This window comes from Amycolatopsis sp. FU40 (genome assembly GCF_021903635.1).
Taxonomy (GTDB): Bacteria; Actinomycetota; Actinomycetes; order Mycobacteriales; family Pseudonocardiaceae; genus Amycolatopsis; species Amycolatopsis dendrobii.
Genome location: NZ_CP091381.1, coordinates 8,196,327 through 8,214,319, shown reverse-complemented (window position 1 = coordinate 8,214,319; position 17,993 = coordinate 8,196,327). Strand labels below are relative to the sequence as shown.

22 protein-coding genes are annotated in these 17,993 nt (G+C 68.7%); 4 read left to right on the top strand and 18 right to left on the bottom strand.

What is annotated here, in order from left to right; genetic code table 11:
* The first annotated feature begins 85 nt into the window (after positions 1-85).
* Positions 86-733 carry a TetR/AcrR family transcriptional regulator gene (locus tag L3Q65_RS38920; protein WP_220506941.1) on the top strand — a complete coding sequence of 216 codons (648 nt, stop codon included), beginning with the start codon at positions 86-88 and terminating at the stop codon, positions 731-733.
* Here L3Q65_RS38920 and L3Q65_RS38915 read toward each other — a convergent pair.
* The 3 genes from L3Q65_RS38915 to L3Q65_RS38905 are packed head-to-tail and all read right to left on the bottom strand — an operon-like array spanning position 711 to position 2,559.
* Positions 711-1,787 carry a PLP-dependent cysteine synthase family protein gene (locus L3Q65_RS38915; protein ID WP_182890388.1) on the bottom strand — a complete coding sequence of 359 codons (1,077 nt, stop codon included), beginning with the start codon at positions 1,785-1,787 and terminating at the stop codon, positions 711-713. The two genes, L3Q65_RS38920 and L3Q65_RS38915, sit on opposite strands and share 23 nt — an antisense overlap.
* Positions 1,784-2,074 (bottom strand): DUF4229 domain-containing protein, encoded by a 291-nt coding sequence (locus tag L3Q65_RS38910; protein ID WP_182890389.1) that lies wholly within the window; start codon positions 2,072-2,074, stop codon positions 1,784-1,786. The genes L3Q65_RS38915 and L3Q65_RS38910 overlap by 4 nt, the downstream gene beginning before the upstream one ends.
* 11 nt (positions 2,075-2,085) lie before the next feature.
* Positions 2,086-2,559 (bottom strand): Lrp/AsnC family transcriptional regulator, encoded by a 474-nt coding sequence (locus tag L3Q65_RS38905; RefSeq protein WP_182890390.1) that lies wholly within the window; start codon positions 2,557-2,559, stop codon positions 2,086-2,088.
* 362 nt (positions 2,560-2,921) lie between these two features.
* On the opposite strand from L3Q65_RS38905, the gene L3Q65_RS38900 reads away from it, so the two are divergent.
* Both L3Q65_RS38900 and L3Q65_RS38895 read left to right on the top strand, forming a co-directional pair.
* A complete protein-coding gene (locus tag L3Q65_RS38900; RefSeq protein ID WP_009072010.1) occupies positions 2,922-3,134 on the top strand; it encodes a BldC family transcriptional regulator in 213 nt (70 codons plus the stop codon).
* A 209-nt stretch (positions 3,135-3,343) separates the two neighbouring features.
* A complete protein-coding gene (locus L3Q65_RS38895; RefSeq protein WP_182890391.1) occupies positions 3,344-3,529 on the top strand; it encodes a hypothetical protein in 186 nt (61 codons plus the stop codon).
* A 117-nt stretch (positions 3,530-3,646) separates the two neighbouring features.
* Here the strand turns inward: L3Q65_RS38895 and L3Q65_RS38890 are convergent, their stop codons facing one another.
* The 7 genes from L3Q65_RS38890 to hemL all read right to left on the bottom strand — a co-directional run bounded on the left by L3Q65_RS38890 (position 3,647) and on the right by hemL (position 11,169).
* Positions 3,647-4,945, bottom strand: coding sequence for a MinD/ParA family protein (locus tag L3Q65_RS38890; protein ID WP_182890392.1), 1,299 nt, complete (start codon positions 4,943-4,945; stop codon positions 3,647-3,649).
* A gap of 85 nt (positions 4,946-5,030) precedes the next feature.
* Positions 5,031-6,023: a c-type cytochrome biogenesis protein CcsB gene (ccsB, locus tag L3Q65_RS38885; protein ID WP_182890393.1), complete on the bottom strand. Its 993-nt coding sequence runs from the start codon at positions 6,021-6,023 to the stop codon at positions 5,031-5,033.
* Between the two features lie 3 nt (positions 6,024-6,026).
* Positions 6,027-7,631 carry a cytochrome c biogenesis protein ResB gene (locus L3Q65_RS38880; protein ID WP_182890394.1) on the bottom strand — a complete coding sequence of 535 codons (1,605 nt, stop codon included), beginning with the start codon at positions 7,629-7,631 and terminating at the stop codon, positions 6,027-6,029.
* Positions 7,628-8,401: a cytochrome c biogenesis CcdA family protein gene (locus tag L3Q65_RS38875; protein ID WP_237597907.1), complete on the bottom strand. Its 774-nt coding sequence runs from the start codon at positions 8,399-8,401 to the stop codon at positions 7,628-7,630. Before L3Q65_RS38875 ends, L3Q65_RS38880 begins: the two co-directional genes overlap by 4 nt.
* Before the next feature lie 262 nt (positions 8,402-8,663).
* Entirely contained in the window at positions 8,664-9,245 is a 582-nt protein-coding gene (locus L3Q65_RS38870) for a TlpA disulfide reductase family protein (protein WP_037818850.1), read from the bottom strand.
* Positions 9,242-9,868, bottom strand: coding sequence for a histidine phosphatase family protein (locus L3Q65_RS38865; protein ID WP_009071997.1), 627 nt, complete (start codon positions 9,866-9,868; stop codon positions 9,242-9,244). Before L3Q65_RS38865 ends, L3Q65_RS38870 begins: the two co-directional genes overlap by 4 nt.
* Complete coding sequence (hemL, locus tag L3Q65_RS38860; protein WP_237597906.1) at positions 9,865-11,169, bottom strand: glutamate-1-semialdehyde 2,1-aminomutase; 1,305 nt, start codon at positions 11,167-11,169, stop codon at positions 9,865-9,867. The genes L3Q65_RS38865 and hemL overlap by 4 nt, the downstream gene beginning before the upstream one ends.
* Positions 11,170-11,299: 130 nt before the next feature.
* Here hemL and L3Q65_RS38855 point away from each other — a divergent pair, with 130 nt between their 5' ends.
* Positions 11,300-11,785 carry a TspO/MBR family protein gene (locus L3Q65_RS38855; protein WP_370318148.1) on the top strand — a complete coding sequence of 162 codons (486 nt, stop codon included), beginning with the start codon at positions 11,300-11,302 and terminating at the stop codon, positions 11,783-11,785.
* On the opposite strand, the gene L3Q65_RS38850 is transcribed toward L3Q65_RS38855, so the two are convergent.
* The 8 genes from L3Q65_RS38850 to hemB all read right to left on the bottom strand — a co-directional run bounded on the left by L3Q65_RS38850 (position 11,782) and on the right by hemB (position 17,945).
* Positions 11,782-12,306: a DUF5666 domain-containing protein gene (locus tag L3Q65_RS38850; RefSeq protein WP_182890397.1), complete on the bottom strand. Its 525-nt coding sequence runs from the start codon at positions 12,304-12,306 to the stop codon at positions 11,782-11,784. The genes L3Q65_RS38855 and L3Q65_RS38850 overlap by 4 nt on opposite strands.
* A gap of 7 nt (positions 12,307-12,313) precedes the next feature.
* Positions 12,314-13,516 carry an ABC transporter permease gene (locus L3Q65_RS38845; RefSeq protein ID WP_182890398.1) on the bottom strand — a complete coding sequence of 401 codons (1,203 nt, stop codon included), beginning with the start codon at positions 13,514-13,516 and terminating at the stop codon, positions 12,314-12,316.
* Positions 13,513-14,211, bottom strand: a complete 699-nt coding sequence (locus L3Q65_RS38840) for an ABC transporter ATP-binding protein (RefSeq protein ID WP_237597905.1) — start codon at positions 14,209-14,211, stop codon at positions 13,513-13,515. The genes L3Q65_RS38845 and L3Q65_RS38840 overlap by 4 nt, the downstream gene beginning before the upstream one ends.
* The gene (locus L3Q65_RS38835; protein ID WP_237597904.1) at positions 14,208-15,458 is read right to left on the bottom strand and encodes an efflux RND transporter periplasmic adaptor subunit; all 1,251 of its coding nucleotides are present in this window, start codon (positions 15,456-15,458) and stop codon (positions 14,208-14,210) included. The genes L3Q65_RS38840 and L3Q65_RS38835 overlap by 4 nt, the downstream gene beginning before the upstream one ends.
* A gap of 64 nt (positions 15,459-15,522) precedes the next feature.
* Complete coding sequence (locus L3Q65_RS38830; RefSeq protein WP_182890401.1) at positions 15,523-15,861, bottom strand: hypothetical protein; 339 nt, start codon at positions 15,859-15,861, stop codon at positions 15,523-15,525.
* 49 nt (positions 15,862-15,910) lie between these two features.
* Entirely contained in the window at positions 15,911-16,381 is a 471-nt protein-coding gene (locus L3Q65_RS38825) for a hypothetical protein (protein WP_237597903.1), read from the bottom strand.
* The gene (locus L3Q65_RS38820) at positions 16,381-16,953 is read right to left on the bottom strand and encodes a hypothetical protein (protein WP_182890403.1); all 573 of its coding nucleotides are present in this window, start codon (positions 16,951-16,953) and stop codon (positions 16,381-16,383) included. The genes L3Q65_RS38825 and L3Q65_RS38820 overlap by 1 nt, the downstream gene beginning before the upstream one ends.
* 20 nt (positions 16,954-16,973) lie before the next feature.
* On the bottom strand, positions 16,974-17,945 hold the full coding sequence (gene hemB, locus L3Q65_RS38815; RefSeq protein ID WP_182890404.1) for a porphobilinogen synthase: 972 nt from the start codon (positions 17,943-17,945) through the stop codon (positions 16,974-16,976).
* Between the last annotated feature and the right edge of the window lie 48 nt (positions 17,946-17,993).

Here is a 17,993-nt window from a genome sequence, read left to right as displayed (position 1 = left end):
TAACGGAACACTGCTCTCTTGTTCTCGAAGTTAACAGGACGCTGTTCTTTTAGCAAGAGAGCAGTGTCCTGTTACACTGCGAGGCGTGTCCGACTTCCAGCGCGCCCGCAGCCCCGAGCAGGTGGAAGCCCGCCGCGAGGCGATCCTCGACGTGGCCGAAGAGCTGATGACGGAGTCGTCCGTCGGCGAAATCAGCATGCGCGAACTGGCCCGCCGGGTAGGCCTGTCGGCGTCGAACGTCGCGCGCTACTTCCCCACGCGGGAGGCCGTCTACCTGGAGGTGCTCGACCGTGCCCGCGGCGCGTGGCTCGACTCGCTCACCCTCGACGGCGATCTCTCGGAGGTCGCCGCGACCATCGCCGCTTCCCTAGCCGCGCGGCCAATCCTGTGCGAACTGATCAGCGTGCTGGCGAACGTGCTGGAGCGGAATGTCTCGACGGAGATCGCGCTGGACTACAAGCTGCGGTCGGCGAAGCACAACGCCCGCACCGCCGACCTGCTGCACGCCGCGCTGCCCGGCCTTTCCGCGGAGACCGCGCAAGAACTGTCGGCCGCGATCTTCATGTTCACCGCGGGAATGTGGCCGCTGGCGCACCCGAACGAAGCGGTCCGGGAAGCCATCAAGGATCCTCGCCTCGCCGGCTCCCGCCTCGACTTCGAGAACCGGTTGCGCCGGTTGATCGTCGTGCTGACGCTTGGCTACCAGGAAGCTAGGCGTCGAACCGGCCAGTGAGCAGGAACTCGTCGAACCGCGCCCGGTACGGCGCGAGGTCGATCCCCTGCTCGCCGAGCCATTCGTCCGAGTAGTACGTGTTCGCGTACCGCTCGCCGCCGTCGCACAGCAGCGTCACCACCGAGCCCGCCTGGCCGTCCGCCAGCATCCGCGAGATCAACTGGAACGCGCCGTACAGGTTGGTTCCGGTCGAGCCGCCCGCCCAGTGTCCGGTGCGGTCGCGCAGCAAGCGGATCGCCGCCAGGGAACCGGCGTCGGGCACCTGGAACATCTCGTCGATCACGCCGGGCACGAAAGACGGTTCGCAGCGCGGCCGTCCGATGCCTTCGATCCGCGACGGCATGCCGGTCGCGTAGTCGGCCGCGCCGGTTTCCCACGCGCCGTAGAACGACGAGTTTTCCGGGTCCACCACGCAGATCTTCGTGGTGTGCCGCTTGTACCGGACGTAGCGGCCGAACGTCGCGCTCGTCCCGCCGGTGCCCGCACCGACGACGATCCACGACGGCACCGGATGGCGTTCGGCGCGCATCTGCGCGAACACCGATTCGGCGATGTTGTTGTTGCCGCGCCAGTCGGTCGCGCGCTCGGCGTAGGTGAACTGGTCGAGGTAATGCCCGTTGCACTCGGCGGCAAGCCGCTCGGCCTCCGGGTACATCGCCGGGGCCGCGTCGACGTAATGGCATTCGCCGCCGTAGAACTCGATGAGCGCGATCTTTTCCTTGCTCGTCCGCCGCGGCACGACGGTCACGAACCGCAGGCCGAGCATCCGCGCGAAGTACGCCTCGGACACCGCCGTCGAGCCGCTGGACGCCTCGACCAGCACGGTGTCCGGGCCGATGTGCCCGTTGACCAGGCCGTACAGGATCAGCGAACGCGCGAGGCGATGCTTGAGCGAGCCGGTCGGGTGCACCGACTCGTCCTTCAGGTAAAGGTCGATACCCCATTCCGGCGGCAGCGGGAAAACGTGCAGGTGGGTGTCGGCGCTGCGGTTGGCGTCGGCCTCGATGATCCGGACTGCTTCGCGGACCCAGGCGCGGCTGTGCGGTTTGCTCATGCTGCGGAATCGTCGGCCGAGGTCTCGCCGCGCAGCTGCGAACGCAGCTGGGCACGAGCACGCGCGCGGGATTCGTTGCGCTTGGCCAGACCAGCCGTCACGCGCTGGTTCAGGCCGCGCAGGAGCAGCAGGCCAAGCGGAAGGCCGACGACGAGGCCGATCAGCAAAGAGACCAGCAGCGGCACGCCGATCAGCGAAAGCACGACCGCGACCACCGCGACGAGCGCGAACCGCGCGATCAAGTACACCGTCAGGTCACGGGGAAGGTGGTCCGGTGTCTCGCTCACACCGAAACAGGCTACGCCCCGCTCGGCGAGTCCTCGTCCAGGCCCGCGTTGTTGGGGCGGCCCTCGAACCGGGTGGAGAGCACCACCGTCGTGTTGGTGCGGCCGACGCCGGGGATGCGGCGCAGCCTGCCGAGGGTGAGCTCCAGCTCGTCGACCGTCGAAACCCGCACCTTTACTACGAAGGCCTCGTCGCCCGCGACCGCGTAACAGCTCTCCACCTCGGGCAGTTCGCCGAGCGAAGCCGCGACGTCCTCGTCGGTGGCGGTGTCGGTGGGATGGATGCCGACCAGCGCGGTGACGCCGAGTCCGACCGTGTTCGGGTCGACCATCGCGTGGTATCCGGTGATCACGCCCGCCGCCTCGAGTTTCCCGACGCGTTCGTGCACCGACGACGCGGAGAGCCCCACCGTCCGGCCGAGGTCGGCGTAGGTAGCCCGGCCGTTGGCCCGCAGCTCGGCGATGATCTTCCGGTCCAGCTGATCCACCGGCTCATTATGCGGCGCGTCCCCGCGACCGGCTCATCCCGGTAGGCCCCGGAATGTCTCCTGCGTCACAGCAACCTCAGCGCCGGACGCCGCCCAGACTCGGCCTTTGCTTGGTCTTTACCCGAATCTCGCCGCAGCTGATCGGAAAATACCTGGTCAGCGGGACGCGAGCGGGCCCCGAGCGATCCTGAGAATCTGCTGAGTTATGTCCCTTTTGCACTTTAAGGGCTCTTTACCCAAGGACAACCGTTCGAGTACCCGACGGGTGAAGTGCCACGATTGCCGCGTTGGCCACCCGGGCGCGACGGGCGAAATCGCCCGATGCCCCCGGTATAGCAAGTTGGGCGTTAAGGAGGCGGAAAATGACCGCAACCATGGGCGGACGGTTGCTCACCCCGGGTGAGGTGGCCGCTCTGTTCCGGGTGGACCCGAAGACCGTGACCCGCTGGGCCACCGCGGGCCGGATCGGCTCGATCCGGACGCCGGGCGGGCACCGCAGGTTCCGCGAGTCCGAGGTGAACGACCTTCTGGCCGAGCTCACCACGGACGCGAGCGAGCCGACCCGCAAGATCTGACCAGCGGGTCTCGAACACGCCGAAGGGTCGTGACTGGCAAGGGGTGCCTCCCGCATCGCTTGCCGGTCACGACCCTTCGCCGCGTTCCGGCCAGTCCCGTAACGTTCTCCGCGACCACCACCCGAGATCGCGATCTCGGCGCCACGGCGGAAGCCGGGGCGGTCGAATACCGCTAATCTGGGGAGCCAGCACGACGGAAGGACCCGGGCATGATTCCTTTGCTCGCAGCGGTGGGCGCGATCACCATCGCCGTTCTGTTGTGGCGGGCACTCGGCGCGCAGCGGATCAGCGTCCCGCAGCGCCGCCCGGCCGTCGCTCCCGACGACGATCCCGAATTCCTGCGCAAGCTCTCCGAACAGCAGCGCAACCGCCCAACGGACGAGAACGACTCCTGAGACCCGGGCTCGCCACCACCCGAGATCGCGCCGGTTTCTGGACTGAGCGATGCGACCGGCTCCGAGGCCGGGCGAATCGGGAGGGAAGAAACCGGCTGCCCGGCGGAGCCGGGGGAATCAAGCTCTGCCGTTGAACCCGTCCGCGACCGTCGCCGCCAGTTCCAGCAGCGCTAGCCGGGTGTCTCCGCCCAAGCGCTCCAGCTCGATCTCCGCGCCCTCTTCCAGGTGCGCGTCGAACGGGATCCGGCACACCGAGCGCACCTTCGCGCCGAAGTGCGCGGCCAGCTTGTCCAGATCGACCGAACTGCCCTTCGGGCGCACCGAGTTGATCACCACGACCGAGCGTTTCACCAGGTCGCCGTAGCCGTGCGCCTCGAGCCAGTCCAACGTCGCCGATGCGCTGCGGGCCCCGTCGACCGAACCGGAGGACACCACGACCAGCGAGTCCGCGACGTCGAGGACGCCCTTCATCGCCGAGTGCATCAAACCGGTGCCGCAGTCGGTGAGCACGATGTTGTAGAAGTGCTCGAGCAGGTTGACCGTGCGCCGGTAGTCGTTCTCGGAGAACGCCTCCGACACCGCCGGATCCTGTTCGCTGGCCAGGATTTCCAAGCGGCTCGAACCCTGCGACGTGTACGACCGGACGTCGCTGTAGCGCGTGATCTTGTCCGCGTCGCGCAGCAGGTGCCGCACGGTCGCGGTGGTCTCGATGGCGATCTTCTGCGACAGCGTCCCCCGGTCCGGGTTCGCGTCCACCGCCACCACCCGGTCGCCGCGCAGAGACGCGAAGGTCGCGCCGAGCGTGGTCGTGGTCGTGGTCTTGCCGACGCCGCCCTTGAGGCTCAGCATCGCGATCTTGTAGCACCCGCGCAGCGGCTGGTTGACCCGCGCGATCAGCTCGCGCCGGCGCGTGTCCGCCGGGCTCTCCCCCGGGTTGATCAGCTTGCCGCTGCCCAGGTACACCGCCTTGCGCCAGCCGGACTGCGGCGTGCGCTTCTGCTGTTTCACCAGGTGCGCGGTGGCCAGCTCGTCCGCGCTGGACGCCGGCTGCGGCAGTCCCCCGGCAGGAGCGCCCGGCACGGGAACCGCGCCCGGAGCGGGAACCGGCGTACCGGCCGGAGCCGCGGGCGGCTGCTGGTACCCGGGCGGGGCGGCGTGCTGCGGCTGGTGCGGCTGCGCGGGGGGCTGCAGCGGCGGCAGGTTCTGGTCGTAGTGCGGCTGGTAGCCGCCCGGCTGCGGCAGCGGCTGGTACGCGCCCTGCGGCGGCGGGTCGACGACCTGCGTCGGCTGCGCGTCGTACGGCCCGGTGCCGGGATGCGGCGTCGAGTCGGTGCGTTCCTCGGAGAACATGGCAGCCGGTTCCTGGGCCTGCTCGGACTGCTGTTCCCCGGCAGTCTCTTCACTGGGTCCGGTCACCGTTGCCAACCTCCCGGGTACGTCGAAGGGCCCCTGGTGACGACGGTAGTCGCCCGAGGCGCGGTCCGGGCGGTGGACCCCCGGCTCAGCTCACTCCGGCGTAGGAATGCAGTCCGACGGTCACCAGGTTGACGAAGAACAGGTTGAAGATCGTCGCGGCGAACCCGACGATGTTGATCACCGCCGCGCGGGTCCCTCGCCAGCCCGCGGTGGCCCGGGAGTGCAGGTATGCCGCGTAGATGACCCACGCGATGAACGCGACGGTCTCCTTCGGGTCCCAGCCCCAGAACCGGCCCCACGCCGCCTCGGCCCACACCGCGCCGCACAGCACGCCGAAGGTGAAGATCGGGAACGCCACGATGGTGGCGCGGTAGGCGATGCGGTCGAGCACGTCAGCCGCGGGCAGCTTCGGGCCGAACCCGGCGAACTTGGCCGGGTTGCGGTCGTGCGCGGTGCGGAAGAGGTACAGCACGCTCGCCACGCCCGGCACCAGGAACACGCCGGAGCCGATGATCGCGGCGGACACGTGGATCACGAGCCAGTAGGACTGCAGCGCGGGCACGACCGGCGCGGCCACCGTGTACAGCATCGTGCCGTTGATGAACATCAAGATCACGACGGGCAGCAGCAGGAAGCCGGTGAGGTGGCGGACCGGGAACTTCTTGATCACCACGAGCCACGCGACGACGGTGATGAAGGTGACCGCCATGCCGTACTCGTACATGTTGCCCCACGGCGCGCGGTGCACCGCGAGTCCGCGCAGCACGATCGCCGACAGCTGCAGCAGCGCGCCCAGCACGAGCAGCGCCGCGCCCATCCGGCCGATCCGCTCCGCGCGGCCGACCGCGCGCGGGGCTTCGGGCTCGGCCGGGACGTCGCCGTCCTCGATCCCGGCGTCGTCGGAGTCAGGCCCGCCCGCGCCGACCAGCACGCGCTTGCGGCTGCGCTCGGCGGCGAGACGGCCCTTCGCGCCGAATGCCTGCTCGAAGAGCGTGAACAGCAGCGCCAGCACGTAAATCGCCACTGTCGTCGTGTACAGCAGATCGCTGTACTGCGAGAGAGTCTCGTTGATCTCCATGCCTCAGCTGCCCTTCCGGCCCGTGACCAGCCGTTCGCTGATCCGCTGGAATTCCTCGCCGTATCCGGCTTGATCCGTGCGCGCGAGCCCCGCGACCTCGATCACGGTACTCGCGCTCTCGTCCTTGCCCGGCCGTACCCGCACCCACACGCGACGCCGCTTGACCAGCAGCGACGCCCCGAGTCCGGCGAACATCACGATCGCGAAGCCGAGCACGTAGCCCTGCGTCGGATCGTGCGAAATCTGCAGGTTGACCCACTTGTTGACGCCGTCGAAACGGACCTTCGTACCGTCGTCGAGCGTCAGTTCCTGGCCGACCGCGAGGTTCTTGCGGGCGACCCGCTTCAGCCTGCCGTCCTGGACGCGGGACTGGTCGACCGAGAACACCGACTGGCCGCGGCCCGCGTCGAGGCCGAGGTCGCCGCGCAGCACGTCGACCGCGACCATCGGGTTGTTCAGCTGCGGCGCGGTCGAGGTGAGCACGCCGCCGTGGATGAACGAGGACGGCGCGAAGAGGCCGGTGATCGCGAGCTGCTTGGTGCGCCGCTGGACCTCGTCGGTGACGCCGGGCTGGTCGAACTTCGTCGCGCCCTCCGACAGCATCGTGGCCGAGTTGGTGAACATCCACTGGGTGTTCTGGGTGCGCTTCTCGCCGTTCGGGAAGGTCACCGTGAACTGCGGCGAATAACCGTTGCCCAGCAGGTAAACCCGGTCGCCGACGGTGCGCAGCGGTTCGTTGACCTCGAGGTCGTAGGGCTTCCACGTGCCGGTCTGCAGGTCTTCGCCGGACTGGTACTCGATGTGCGAGTGGTAGTAGTCTGCCTGGTTCGTGGCGGTGTAGCGGGCGGTGAAGTCGTTGACCTTCACGCAGAACGGGTCGAGGTCGGTGCCGTCGACGCGCAGGCCGGCCTCGAACGAGTCGTAGTTGTAGATGCCCGAGTTGCAGAACTGGCCGCCGTTGGCCTGCACGATGACCTGGCCTTCGTAGCTGTAGAGCTTGCCGAGGGCGAAGAAGATGATCAGGCCGAGCATGCCGAAGTGGAAGAGCAGGTTGCCGGTCTCGCGCAGGTAGCCGCGTTCGGCCGAGACGCTGAACCCGCCGCCGTCCTCCTCGCGCTCGACGCGCCGCCAGCCGGACAGCTGCTTGCGCACGTCCTCGCGGATCGTCTCCGGCGTGCGCGCGGTGCGGGCGATCCGGTGGTGCGGCATACGCGCGAGATTGCGCGGCGTCAGCACCGGCTTGGCCCGCATCTGCTTGAGGTACTCGAAGCTGCGCGGCGTGAGGCAGCCGATCAGCGAGATCATCAGCAGGATGTAGATCGCGGAGAACCAGACGCTGGAGTAGACGTCGTAGAACTCCAGCTTGTCGAGCAGCGAACCCCACCAGCCGTGCGCGCTGATGTACTCGTCGACCTTCGGCGCGTTCAGCCGCCGCTGCGGCAGCAACGCGCCGGGCAGCGCGGCGAGCGCCAGCAGGAACAGCAGCACCAGCGCGGTGCGCATGGAGGTCAGGCCGCGCCAGGTGTTGCGCAGGAAAGCCAGGAACTGCTTGGCCGCGGACGGGCGGTACGGCTGCGGGTTCTTCGGGGGCGCTTCGGTAGTGGTCACAGCGGCAGCTCGAGATCGGAGGCGACGGAGTTGCGGAGCCAGCCCATGACGTCTCCCCACAGCCCGGTGACCAGCAGGATGCCGACCACCATCAGCAGCGCCCCGCCGAAGATCTGCACGCGGCGGCCGTTGCGGCGGAGCCAGTCGGTGGCGCGCACGGCCCAGCGGGCGCCGAGCGCGATCAGCAGGAACGGGACGCCGAGGCCGAGGCAGTAGACGAGCACCAGCACGTACCCGCGAACCGCGGCCCCGCCGGTCGCGCTGGCGAGACTGGTGACGGCCGAGAGCGTCGGCCCGATGCACGGCGTCCAGCCGAGTCCGAACACCGCGCCGAGCACCGGCGCGCCCCACAGCCCGCCGCCGGGCACGTGGTGCGAGCGGACCTCGCGCTGCAGCCCCGGGATCCAGCCGATGAAGACAAGCGCCATGAGGATGGTGAGGACGCCGCCGATGCGCTGCAGCAGATCCTCGTTGACCAGCAAGGTGTTCGCGAGCCAGACCAGCGTGCCCATGGTCGCGACGAACACCGCGGTGAACCCGAGCACGAACAGCCCCGCCGCGCCGAGCACGGCGTAGCGGCCCTTCTTGCGTTCCTCGCCGTCGCGCACCGCCGGGGCGTCTGCGCCGACGAGAGCCGCGAGGTAGGCCAGATACCCGGGCACGAGCGGCACCACGCACGGCGACGCGAACGAGATGGCCCCGGCCACCAGCGCGACACCCGCGGCGAGCAGCAGCGGCCCGGAGAGCGCCAGCTCGGACACGGAGTTCACGCACTTGAGAGTAGGCAGTGAGCTGGACGTGAGGCGGGCGGGGCCCGCTCACAGGACCTACGCCACAGCGGGGCCGGGACCATGGTCCTAGCGCCCCAATGCCACATTGGGTGCGTCAGACGCACCCAATGCCACATTGGGTGCGTCACATGCACCCAATGTGGCATTGGGGCGGAGCTGAGCGGGCTGGCGCGGAGCGAGGACCGTGGCCGGGTCTCGTGAGTGGCAATCGCGGTTCTAACCGGGATTGCCACTCACGAGGTCACTTCTCCGCGCTGAGCCGCTGCACCACCGGAACCAGGTCCGAAGCCAGCACCTGCCGCAGGAACACCGCCGCCACGCGGTGCTGTTTGTCCAGCACCAGCGTCGACGGGATGATGTTGCGCGGGTACCCCGCCAGCTGCAGCAGCACGCGCCCGGACGGGTCCCAGATCGACGGGTACGTCAGGCCGCGGTCGCGGACGAAGTCCTGTGCCACGTCGCGGGCCGGGTCGCGGACATCGAGGCCGATCACCTGGGCGCCGAGCGGGGCGATCTGCTTGCTCGCGGTCTCCAGTTCGGGCGCTTCGGCGCGGCACGGGCCGCACCACTGGCCCCACAGGTTGATCACCAGCGCCTTGCCGGGAAAGTCTTCGATCGAGAGCTGTTTGCCCTCGTGCATCAGGTCGTCGCCGGCGAGCGTCGGGGCTTTCTGACGTTCGTTCTCCGGGTAGCTGATGTCGACCTTGCCACCGGGCGAGACGAAGGTGAAGGTGCCGCCCGAGACGACCGCGTCCTTGCCGGTCGAGCAGCCCGTCACGACCAGCGCGGCGGCCATCAGCATCCCGAGCAGCCGGCGTTTCATGCGCCGGTCACCTTGGGGTCAGTGGTGCCCGCGGGTTCGCTGTAGACGATCTCCAGCAGCTCTTCGCCGTCGAACACCAGGCTGGTGAGCGACGCCAGCGAGCACTGCCGCTGCCGCGGGTCGTGCCACAGCCGCTTCGCTTCCAAGAAGCGGCGAAGCGTCCAGATCGGCAGCTGATGCGACACACACAGCGCTTCGCGCCCTTCGGCCTTTACGCGCGCACGGTGCACCGCGCCGAGCATGCGGTGTGCGATCTCGACGTACGGTTCGCCCCACGACGGCTTGAACGGGTTCACCAGGTGCGGCCACGCTTTCGGCTGCCGCAGCGCGCCGTCGCCCACGGCTACGCGCTGGCCTTCGAAGACGTTCGCCGCTTCGATGAGACCTTCGTCCGTGGCGATGTCGAGACGGTGCGCGCCCGCGATAGGCGCCGCGGTCTCCTGCGCACGCTGAAGAGGCGAAGCGACGACGTACGCGAGGTCATGCCCAGCGACCGCCTCGGCGACCGTGAGCGCCTGACGCTGCCCGCGCTCCGACAGCCGGAAGTTCGGCAGCCGCCCGTAGAGGATCTTCTCCGGGTTGTGGACTTCGCCGTGCCGCAGCATGTGGACGACGGTGGTCACGGCTTAACCGCCTCAGCCGCCGCGCGCGCCGCTGCGGGCAACGCAGCTTCGATGACGGCGAACGCTTCGTCGTCCATCGCGGCGTTCACGAACCATGCCTCGTACGCGCTCGGCGGCGGGTACACGCCTGCTTCGAGCAGCGCGTGGAAGAAAGCCGGGAAGCGCCACGTCTCAGTGACCTGCGCGTCCGCGTAGTTGCGTACGGGCTTGTCGGTGAAGAAGACGCTCACCAGGTTGCCCGCGAACTGCACAGTGTGCGTGACGCCCGCTTCGCTGAGCGCCTTGTCGAAAAGCCCGCCGAGACGCTTCGCGTTGGCGTCGAGCTTCGCGTACACAGCGTCGTCGGCTTCGCGCAGCGCGGTGAGACCGGCGGCGACCGCCACTGGGTTACCGGACAGCGTGCCCGCCTGATAGACGGGACCGCCGGGCGCGAGCTTCGCCATGATGTCCGCGCGACCGCCGAACGCCGCCGCGGGCAGCCCGCCCGACATCACCTTGCCGAACGTGTAGAGGTCGCCGGCCACACCTTCGAGGCCGAACCAGCCAGCGCGCGAAACGCGGAAGCCGGTCATCACCTCGTCCATGATCAGCAGCGCGCCGTTTTCGTGCGCGATGTCCCGCAATGCGGCGTTGAAGCCGGCGTCCGGCGGAACCGCGCCCATGTTGCCCGCGGCCGCTTCGGTGATCACCGCGGCGATCTGGCCCTCGTTCTCCGCGAAGGACTTCCGGAGCGCGTCAAGATCGTTGTACGGCAAGACAATCGTGTCCGCGGCCTGCGCACCGGTGACACCCGGCGAAGTCGGCAGGCCGAGTGTCGCGACACCGGAACCCGCTTCGGCGAGCAGCGCGTCGACGTGGCCGTGGTAGCAGCCGGCGAACTTCACGATCTTGGCGCGGCCGGTGAAACCGCGGGCCAGCCGGATGGCGCTCATCGTGGCTTCGGTGCCGGAGTTGACCAGCCGGACCTGCTCGACCGGGCCGACCCGGCCGATGATCTCCTCGGCGAGTTCGACCTCGCCGATCGTCGGCGTGCCGAAGGAAAGCCCGTGCTCCGCGGCCGCGCGGGCGGCGGCCACCACCTTCGGGTGCGCGTGCCCGAGGATCATCGGGCCCCACGAGGAGACGAGGTCGACGTAGCGGTTGCCGTCGGCGTCCCACAGATACGGGCCTTCGCCGCGGACCATGAACCGCGGCGTGCCGCCGACCGAGTTGAAGGCGCGCACCGGCGAGTTCACCCCGCCCGGAACGGCCGCCTTGGCGCGTGCGAACCATGCTTTGGACTGCTCGGTGCCAGTGCTCACCGTCCCAGTCTTGCAAATCCTCCATCCGGGTGTCGGCGGCGCCCAAGCTGCCACCCGATTGCCACCCGGCACACCGGCGCACTCGCTCTTAAGATGGGCGCGCATGGACGGGGCGAGCCATGGAGGAGACGTGACGGCGCCCACACACCGCCGGAACCCGTGGCTGATGCTCGCGGTGTTCTTCGGGCTGGTCGGCGTCATCGCGCTGGTAGGAGCGCTGGCCGCGACGACCGCGCCGGACGCCTACAACCGGTACGTGCTGCCGGAGTGGGCCCCGCCCTCGTCGCTGTTCAGTCCGGTGTGGACGGTTCTGTACATCGTGCTCGCCGTCGCGGGCTGGACTTATTGGCGCACCGACGGCGAGAACCAGGGCTTCGCCGCGTACGGCATCGGCCTGCTGTTCAACCTGATGTGGATCTCGCTGTTCTTCGCCGGCGGTTCCACGCAGGTCGCGTGTGTGGACATCGTGCTGCTCGATTTCACCGTGATCGTGACGATCGCGCTGTTCTACCGCCGGTCCCGCGTCGCCGCGTTGCTGCTCGTGCCGTATCTGGCGTGGCTGCTCTACACGACCGCGCTGAACGTCGCGATCATCGCGCTCAACGACGTTCCCTAACGACCCGGCTGCGCCACGATCGCCTGCGCGGTCACCGAACCGTCCGATCCGGTGCGGCCCTGGACGGTCACCGTCTGTCCCGGTTTGAGGTCGCTGAGCTTGCCCGGCTGGGTCACGCCGACCGTCGTGCTGTCCGAAGTGGACACTGTGACTTCGCTGCCCTGCATGGTCTTCACCGTCACCGTGCTGCCGTCGACCTTCTCCACGGTGCCGACCGTCCCGCGGCCGCCTGCCGAACGTCCGCCGAAGCTCGGCCCCTGTTGCCCGTCCGCCGCAGCAGGACGGGCGCTGGAAGTACTGCTCGACGGGCCGAACGCCGCGTGCGTCCACGCGCCGCCGGCGAACGCCAGCGCCAGCACGAGCAACCCGGCGAGCACCAGCGTCGGCTTGCCGAACGGCCGTGCGACCTGCTTCAACTCAGCGGTGAGATCACCTTGGACAGCGGGCTCGGCGATGAGGTCTTCCGGACGGGCGGGCTCCTCCGGAGGAGTCGGAATGGGCTGGGTGGTCGACGCGGACATGACGCTCCTACTCGTGCCGGAGGGCGTCGATCGGCCGCAGCCGCGAAGCCCGGTTCGCCGGGAAACTGCCGAAGAAAAGCCCGATCAGGGCGGACACCGCGAACGCGAGCGCGATCGACGACGGCACCACCACCGGCTGGATTCCGGCGATGCTGAACCGGCTGCCGACCACTCCGATCAGCACGCCGAGCAGTCCGCCGAACAGGCTGAGCATGGTCGCCTCGGCGAGGAACTGGCCGAGGATCGCCGCGCGCGGCGCGCCGATCGCCTTGCGGATGCCGATCTCGCGGATCCGCTCGGTGACCGTGACGAGCATGATGTTCGTGACGCCGATCCCGCCGACCAGCAGCGAGATCGCCGCGACCGCGCCGAGCAGCACGGTGAACGTCTGGATCGCCGAGGTCCGGGTCTGCAGCAGTTGCGCGGAGTTCTGGATCTGGAAGTCCGGGTTGGCCGAGGCCCGGATGCCGTGCCGGGCGTCGAGAATCGCGGTGACCTCGGCTTGGGCCAGCCCGATCGAATCGGCGGTGGTCGCCTGCACGGCGATCTGGTTCAGTCCGCCGTAGCCCGCGAGCGAGTTCTGGACCGCGCTGATCGGGGCGATCGCGACGTCGTCGGCGTTCTGCAGCCCGGTGCTGCCTTTCGTTTGCAGCACGCCGATCACGGTGAACTGGATGCTGTTGATCAGCACGTTCTTGCCGACCGGCTCGCCCGCGCCGAAGATCGATTGCGCGGTCGTCGGCCCGAGCACGACGACCTTGCGCGCCTGCGTCACGTCCTCGGCGCTGAACAGCTGACCGTCGGCGATCTGGCGGTTCGTGGTGGTGAAGTAGCTGGGCTCGGTGCCGACAACGCTCGACACGTCGTAGGAGGTCTGCCCGTACGTCGCGGTCGCGCTGGTGTTCACCACTGGCGCGGCCGCCTTGACGTCCGGCGCACCCACCGGGTCGATCAGCGCGTGCGCGTCCTGCACGGTGAGCGGACGGACCTGACTGGTCTGCCCGCCGCCGCGCACCGGCGACACGTTGACCACGTCGGTGCCGAGGCCCTGAATGCTCGCGGTGATCGCCGCCGAAGCGCCGTTTCCCACTGCCACCAGCAAGATCACCGACGCGACGCCGATGGTGATGCCGAGCGTGGTGAGCACCGAACGCAGTTTGTTCGAGGCGAGCCCGCGCACCGCGAACCGCATGATCTCGACGAAGTTCACGCGACCACCCCGGTGCGTACCTCGTCCGACACGATCCGCCCGTCGCTGACCCGCACGACACGGTGCGCGTGCTGCGCGACCTCGTCCTCGTGCGTGATCACCACGACCGTGCGGCCGAGTGCGTTGAGCCGGTCGAAGACGCCGAGGACGTCGACAGTGCTTGCGTGGTCGAGGTTTCCGGTCGGTTCGTCGGCGAGCAGCAACGCCGGTCCGCCGACCAGCGCCCGCGCCACCGCGACGCGCTGCTGCTGGCCGCCGGACAGTTCGTTCGGCAGATGCTTGGCCCGATCGGTGAGCCCGACCATCTCCAGCGCGGCGAGCGCACGGCGTCGCCGCTCCCCGCGCTTGAGTCCGCTGTAGACCATCGGTAGTTCCACATTGGACAGTGCACTGGTGCGCGGTACGAGATTGAACGACTGGAAGATGAAGCCGATCTTTCGGTTGCGCAGCAAGGCAAGCTGACGTTCGTTGAGATCGGCGACGGAGAATCCGTCCAGCAGGTACCGGCCCGAGGTAGGCGTGTCGAGACAGCCGAGCATGTTCAGCAGCGTCGATTTCCCGGATCCGGACGCGCCCATGATCGCCACGTACTCGCCCGGCCACACCTGCAGCTCGACCCCGCGCAGCGCGTGCACCGCGGTTTCCCCGCTGCCGTAAGTCTTGCGCAGTCCGGAGACCGCGATCACCGGCTTCATCCCCGGCCCCCGACGCCGCCTTGACGGCCACCGCCGAGCCCGCCCTGCTGACCGCCGCCGAACCCGCCAAGACCGCCCGTGCCGCCCCGCTGCTGGCCATTGGACCCACTCGACGTCGTCGGCGACGCAGCCGTGAGCACCACGCTGTCGCCTTCGCTGAGCCCGGACTTGATCTCCACAGTGGACTCCCCGCGCACGCCGACCTCGACCTGCCGCGAAACCGGCTGCCCGTTCTGCTCCACGGTGACCACGTTCGTCGTCCCGGTGGTCCGCACCGCCGCGGCCGGAACGCTCAGCACGCCATCGGCTTCCGCGACCGTGATCACGACGCTCGCCGACTGTCCGGGCCGCAGCCCCGACGGCGGATTCGACAACGCCAGCTTCGCGCCGTAACTGACGACGTTGCTGCTCGTGGTCGGCGTGAGGTCAATGCTGGAAACGGTCGCCTGCAACGGCTGGTCCGGAGTCGCGTTCAAGGTCACGGTGGCTTTCTGACCGGTTTTGACCTTGCTCACGTCAATTTCCGCCACCGAAGTATTGACGACAAGATTGCCCATGTCGGTGATGTCGATAAAGCCGGTGCTGCTACTACTGCTGCTGGACGACGACTGTTGCCCGGATTGGCCGCCAGAACCGGAACCGGAACTGGACGACGCCCCTGCCGAACTGGTGCTGGAATTGGACCCGCTGCCCGTTTGCTGCCCGACCGTCCCGTTGATCGCGGTAATCGTTCCCGCGCCCGGCGCGGTCAATGTGGTGGCGGAGAGCGCTGTTTCCGCGTTGTCGACGTCCAGCTGCGCTTGATCCACTTTGGCCTGAAGCGACGCGGTGCTGCTCTGCGCCTGAGTCGCGGTCTGGTTCGCGGGCGGATTGTCCTCCGCCGTCGTCAGGTTGTCCTCGGCGACCGCGAGATTGGCCTTGGCGACCTGAAGTTGTTTGCTCGCCTGGGAAGAGTCGACAGTGGCGAGCTTCTGCCCGGCGCTCACGACGTCGCCGACCTTCACGTCGATGCTCGTGACCTTGCCGGACGTCGTGAAGTTCGCGACGCCGGTGTACGTGCTCGCGATCGTGCCCGCCGCCGAAACGGTCTGGGAAACGTTCGCGCGCCGGACCGGCGTGGTCCGGGTTTGCGCCTGCGCGGTGGAACTGGCCGGCGAAAAGGCCTGATAAATCCCGAAAGCCGCGCCGCCGAGCAGGACGACAAGGACTCCGTTGATCACCCAGGTTCGTGTGCGCAGCCGCGTCATGGCCGCAAGACTGCGGGGCCCGGTTAGCAGTCAGCTGTTGGTTTCCTGTGGGACAGCTGTGTAATCAGTCCTTCTTCTTTTTGTGCTTCGCCCGCACCGCGAGCAGCAATTGCCGGACCGCGTCCACCACCAATACCGCCGACAGCGTGCCGAGCCCGAGCGCCCCGGCGATATGTCCGCCGAAGTACCGTTCCGAGATCAATTTCGTGCCGTCGCTCGCCGTGGTGGAGACCGTGACGACCCCGGCGTGCCACAGCGCGAACGCCGCCCACAGCACCAATCCGGCCACCACGACCTCGCCGAGCGCGACGAACGCGCGCCACGGCTGGTTGAGCTTCGTCTGCGGCTGTGTTTCCTCCGGCGGCCAAAGCCCGGCTCCGGTCGGCTGGGGTAGGTCGATCACGGGGTCCAGCCTTTCAGGTTCGCCGTCGTTCCGCGTCCCTCGTGGGGGTTCAGTTCCGGGAGTCATCGGCCTGCTCCTCGGGTCGGTTCTTCGCGGCCAGCTCCGCGAGCGCGGTCTTCAGCGCTTCGACGTCGCGGGCCCAGGCGAGCACCACCGTGCCGTCGTCCAACCCGACCGGCAACTCGTCGTACTTGCGCGGCACCGACCAGCCGCCGCCGAGCACCCGCGTCCCGACTGGCGCGCCGACGTCGGTCACCGAGACGATCCGCTCGGCGGCCAGCGTCTCCCGCCCCTGCCGCAGCCCCTCGGTGGTGACCTCGAGCGAGAGGAACCGGCGCCGCGCGTAAACCCAGGGCAGGGTCAGCGCGACCAGCGCGACACCGATCAGCACCCAGCCGACGACGTGCGTCGGCCCGCCGGTGGCCAGTTCGGCGAGCGCGCCCAGCAGCGCGAACAGCGGGCCCCAGATCAGCGTCGACCACCCGACGCCGGGCTCGGAGTACAGCGTCCTCGCCGCCATTACAGCTTCTTGCCGACCTTCGGGAAGTAGTCCGCCACCTTCGGCAGGTACAACAGGATCAGCATGACGATCAGCGCCAGCGACGAGACGAGCGCGAAGATGCTGCGGATCACCCCGAGTTCGAACACGATGCCGAGCACCGCCAGCAGCGTCGCGATGCTGCGTGCCGAACGCGTGCCCTCGCGGGCCTTCCAGGCGAACAGCACGAGCAGCGCACCGAAGCACAGCGCGCCGATCAACATGGCCCACACCAGTGTGTTGGCGTTGGCCTGCACCTGAGCGACGTCGACCTTCTGGCCTGCCTGCCGCACCTGCTCGATCGCGCGGTCGACCAGCTGCTGCTTGAGCAAGACGGTGACGACCTGCCCGGCCACCACGATCACCGCGGCCACGATGGCGAGCACGAACGCGACGTGCACCGGCGTCGGCGGCTTGGCCTTCGGCGCGATCTGCCCCGGCAGCACCGGATCCGGCGCGCGCCCGCGCTTGCGGCGCTCGTCGTCGGTGAGCCCGGAAAGATCGTCCGAGGTCACGCTGGCTGGCTTCGGGGTGTTCTCGTCCTTCTCGGCCACCCGAAAGACCCTACCCGGGCTCAGTCCAGCCAGGCCGCGGCCTCGGCCGCCCAGTAGGTCAGGATCATGTCCGCCCCCGCGCGGCGGATGGAGGTGAGCACCTCGAGGACAGTGCGCTCGCGCTCGATCCAGCCGTTCGCCGCGGCCGCCTCGACCATCGCGTACTCGCCGGAGATGTTGTACGCCGCGACGGGAACCGGCGAAATGTCGGCCGCCGCCTTGATGATGTCCAAATAGGACAGTGCAGGCTTGACCATGACCATGTCCGCGCCCTCGGCGAGGTCGAGTTCGAGCTCCCGCATCGCCTCGCGCGCGTTGCCGAGGTCCTGCTGGTAAGTCTTGCGGTCGCCCTTGAGCTGCGAGTCGACGGCCTCGCGGAAAGGCCCGTAGAACGCGCTGGCGTACTTGATCGAATAGGCGAGAATCGCGGTCTCGCTGTGCCCGACCTCGTCGAGCGCCCGGCGGATCACGCCGACCTGCCCGTCCATCATCCCGCTCGGCCCGAGCACGTGCGCCCCGGCTTCCGCCTGTGCGACCCCCATCTCGGCGTACAGCCGGAGGGTGGCGTCGTTGTCGACCACACCGTCCGCGTCGAGCACACCGCAGTGCCCGTGATCGGTGAACTCGTCCAAGCAGGTGTCGGCCATCAGCACGGTGGAGTCGCCGAGCTCGCTGCGCAGATCCCGCAACGCGACGTTGAGAATGCCCTTCTCGTCAACCGCGCCGGAGCCCTCCGGATCCCGCTTCTCCGGAATGCCGAAGAGCATGATCCCGCCAACCCCGGCGTTGACCGCCTCGACCGCGGCCTTGCGCAGAGTGTCGCGAGTGTGCTGAACAACCCCGGGCATGCTGGCGATCGGCCGCGGCGCGTCGAGACCCTCGGCCACGAACATCGGCAGAATCAACTGCCGTGGCCGCAACGTGGTCTCACCGACCAACCTGCGCATTGCCGGAGTAGTACGAAGCCTGCGGGGTCGCTGCTCAGGGAACACACATCCAAGGTACTCCCGCGCCTCCCCGGAAAGCCGTGAAGGGCTCCT

Excerpts from the sequence above, each read along its gene's own strand:
- L3Q65_RS38915 (WP_182890388.1), bottom strand. The coding sequence starts at position 1,787 with ATGAGCAAACCGCACAGCCGCGCCTGGGTCCGCGAAGCAGTCCGGATC.
- L3Q65_RS38900 (WP_009072010.1), top strand. The coding sequence starts at position 2,922 with ATGACCGCAACCATGGGCGGACGGTTGCTCACCCCGGGTGAGGTGGCC.
- L3Q65_RS38895 (WP_182890391.1), top strand. The coding sequence starts at position 3,344 with ATGATTCCTTTGCTCGCAGCGGTGGGCGCGATCACCATCGCCGTTCTG.
- ccsB (WP_182890393.1), bottom strand. The coding sequence starts at position 6,023 with ATGGAGATCAACGAGACTCTCTCGCAGTACAGCGATCTGCTGTACACG.
- L3Q65_RS38870 (WP_037818850.1), bottom strand. The coding sequence starts at position 9,245 with ATGAAACGCCGGCTGCTCGGGATGCTGATGGCCGCCGCGCTGGTCGTG.
- L3Q65_RS38850 (WP_182890397.1), bottom strand. The coding sequence starts at position 12,306 with ATGTCCGCGTCGACCACCCAGCCCATTCCGACTCCTCCGGAGGAGCCC.
- L3Q65_RS38840 (WP_237597905.1), bottom strand. The coding sequence starts at position 14,211 with ATGAAGCCGGTGATCGCGGTCTCCGGACTGCGCAAGACTTACGGCAGC.
- L3Q65_RS38835 (WP_237597904.1), bottom strand. The coding sequence starts at position 15,458 with ATGACGCGGCTGCGCACACGAACCTGGGTGATCAACGGAGTCCTTGTC.
- L3Q65_RS38825 (WP_237597903.1), bottom strand. The coding sequence starts at position 16,381 with ATGGCGGCGAGGACGCTGTACTCCGAGCCCGGCGTCGGGTGGTCGACG.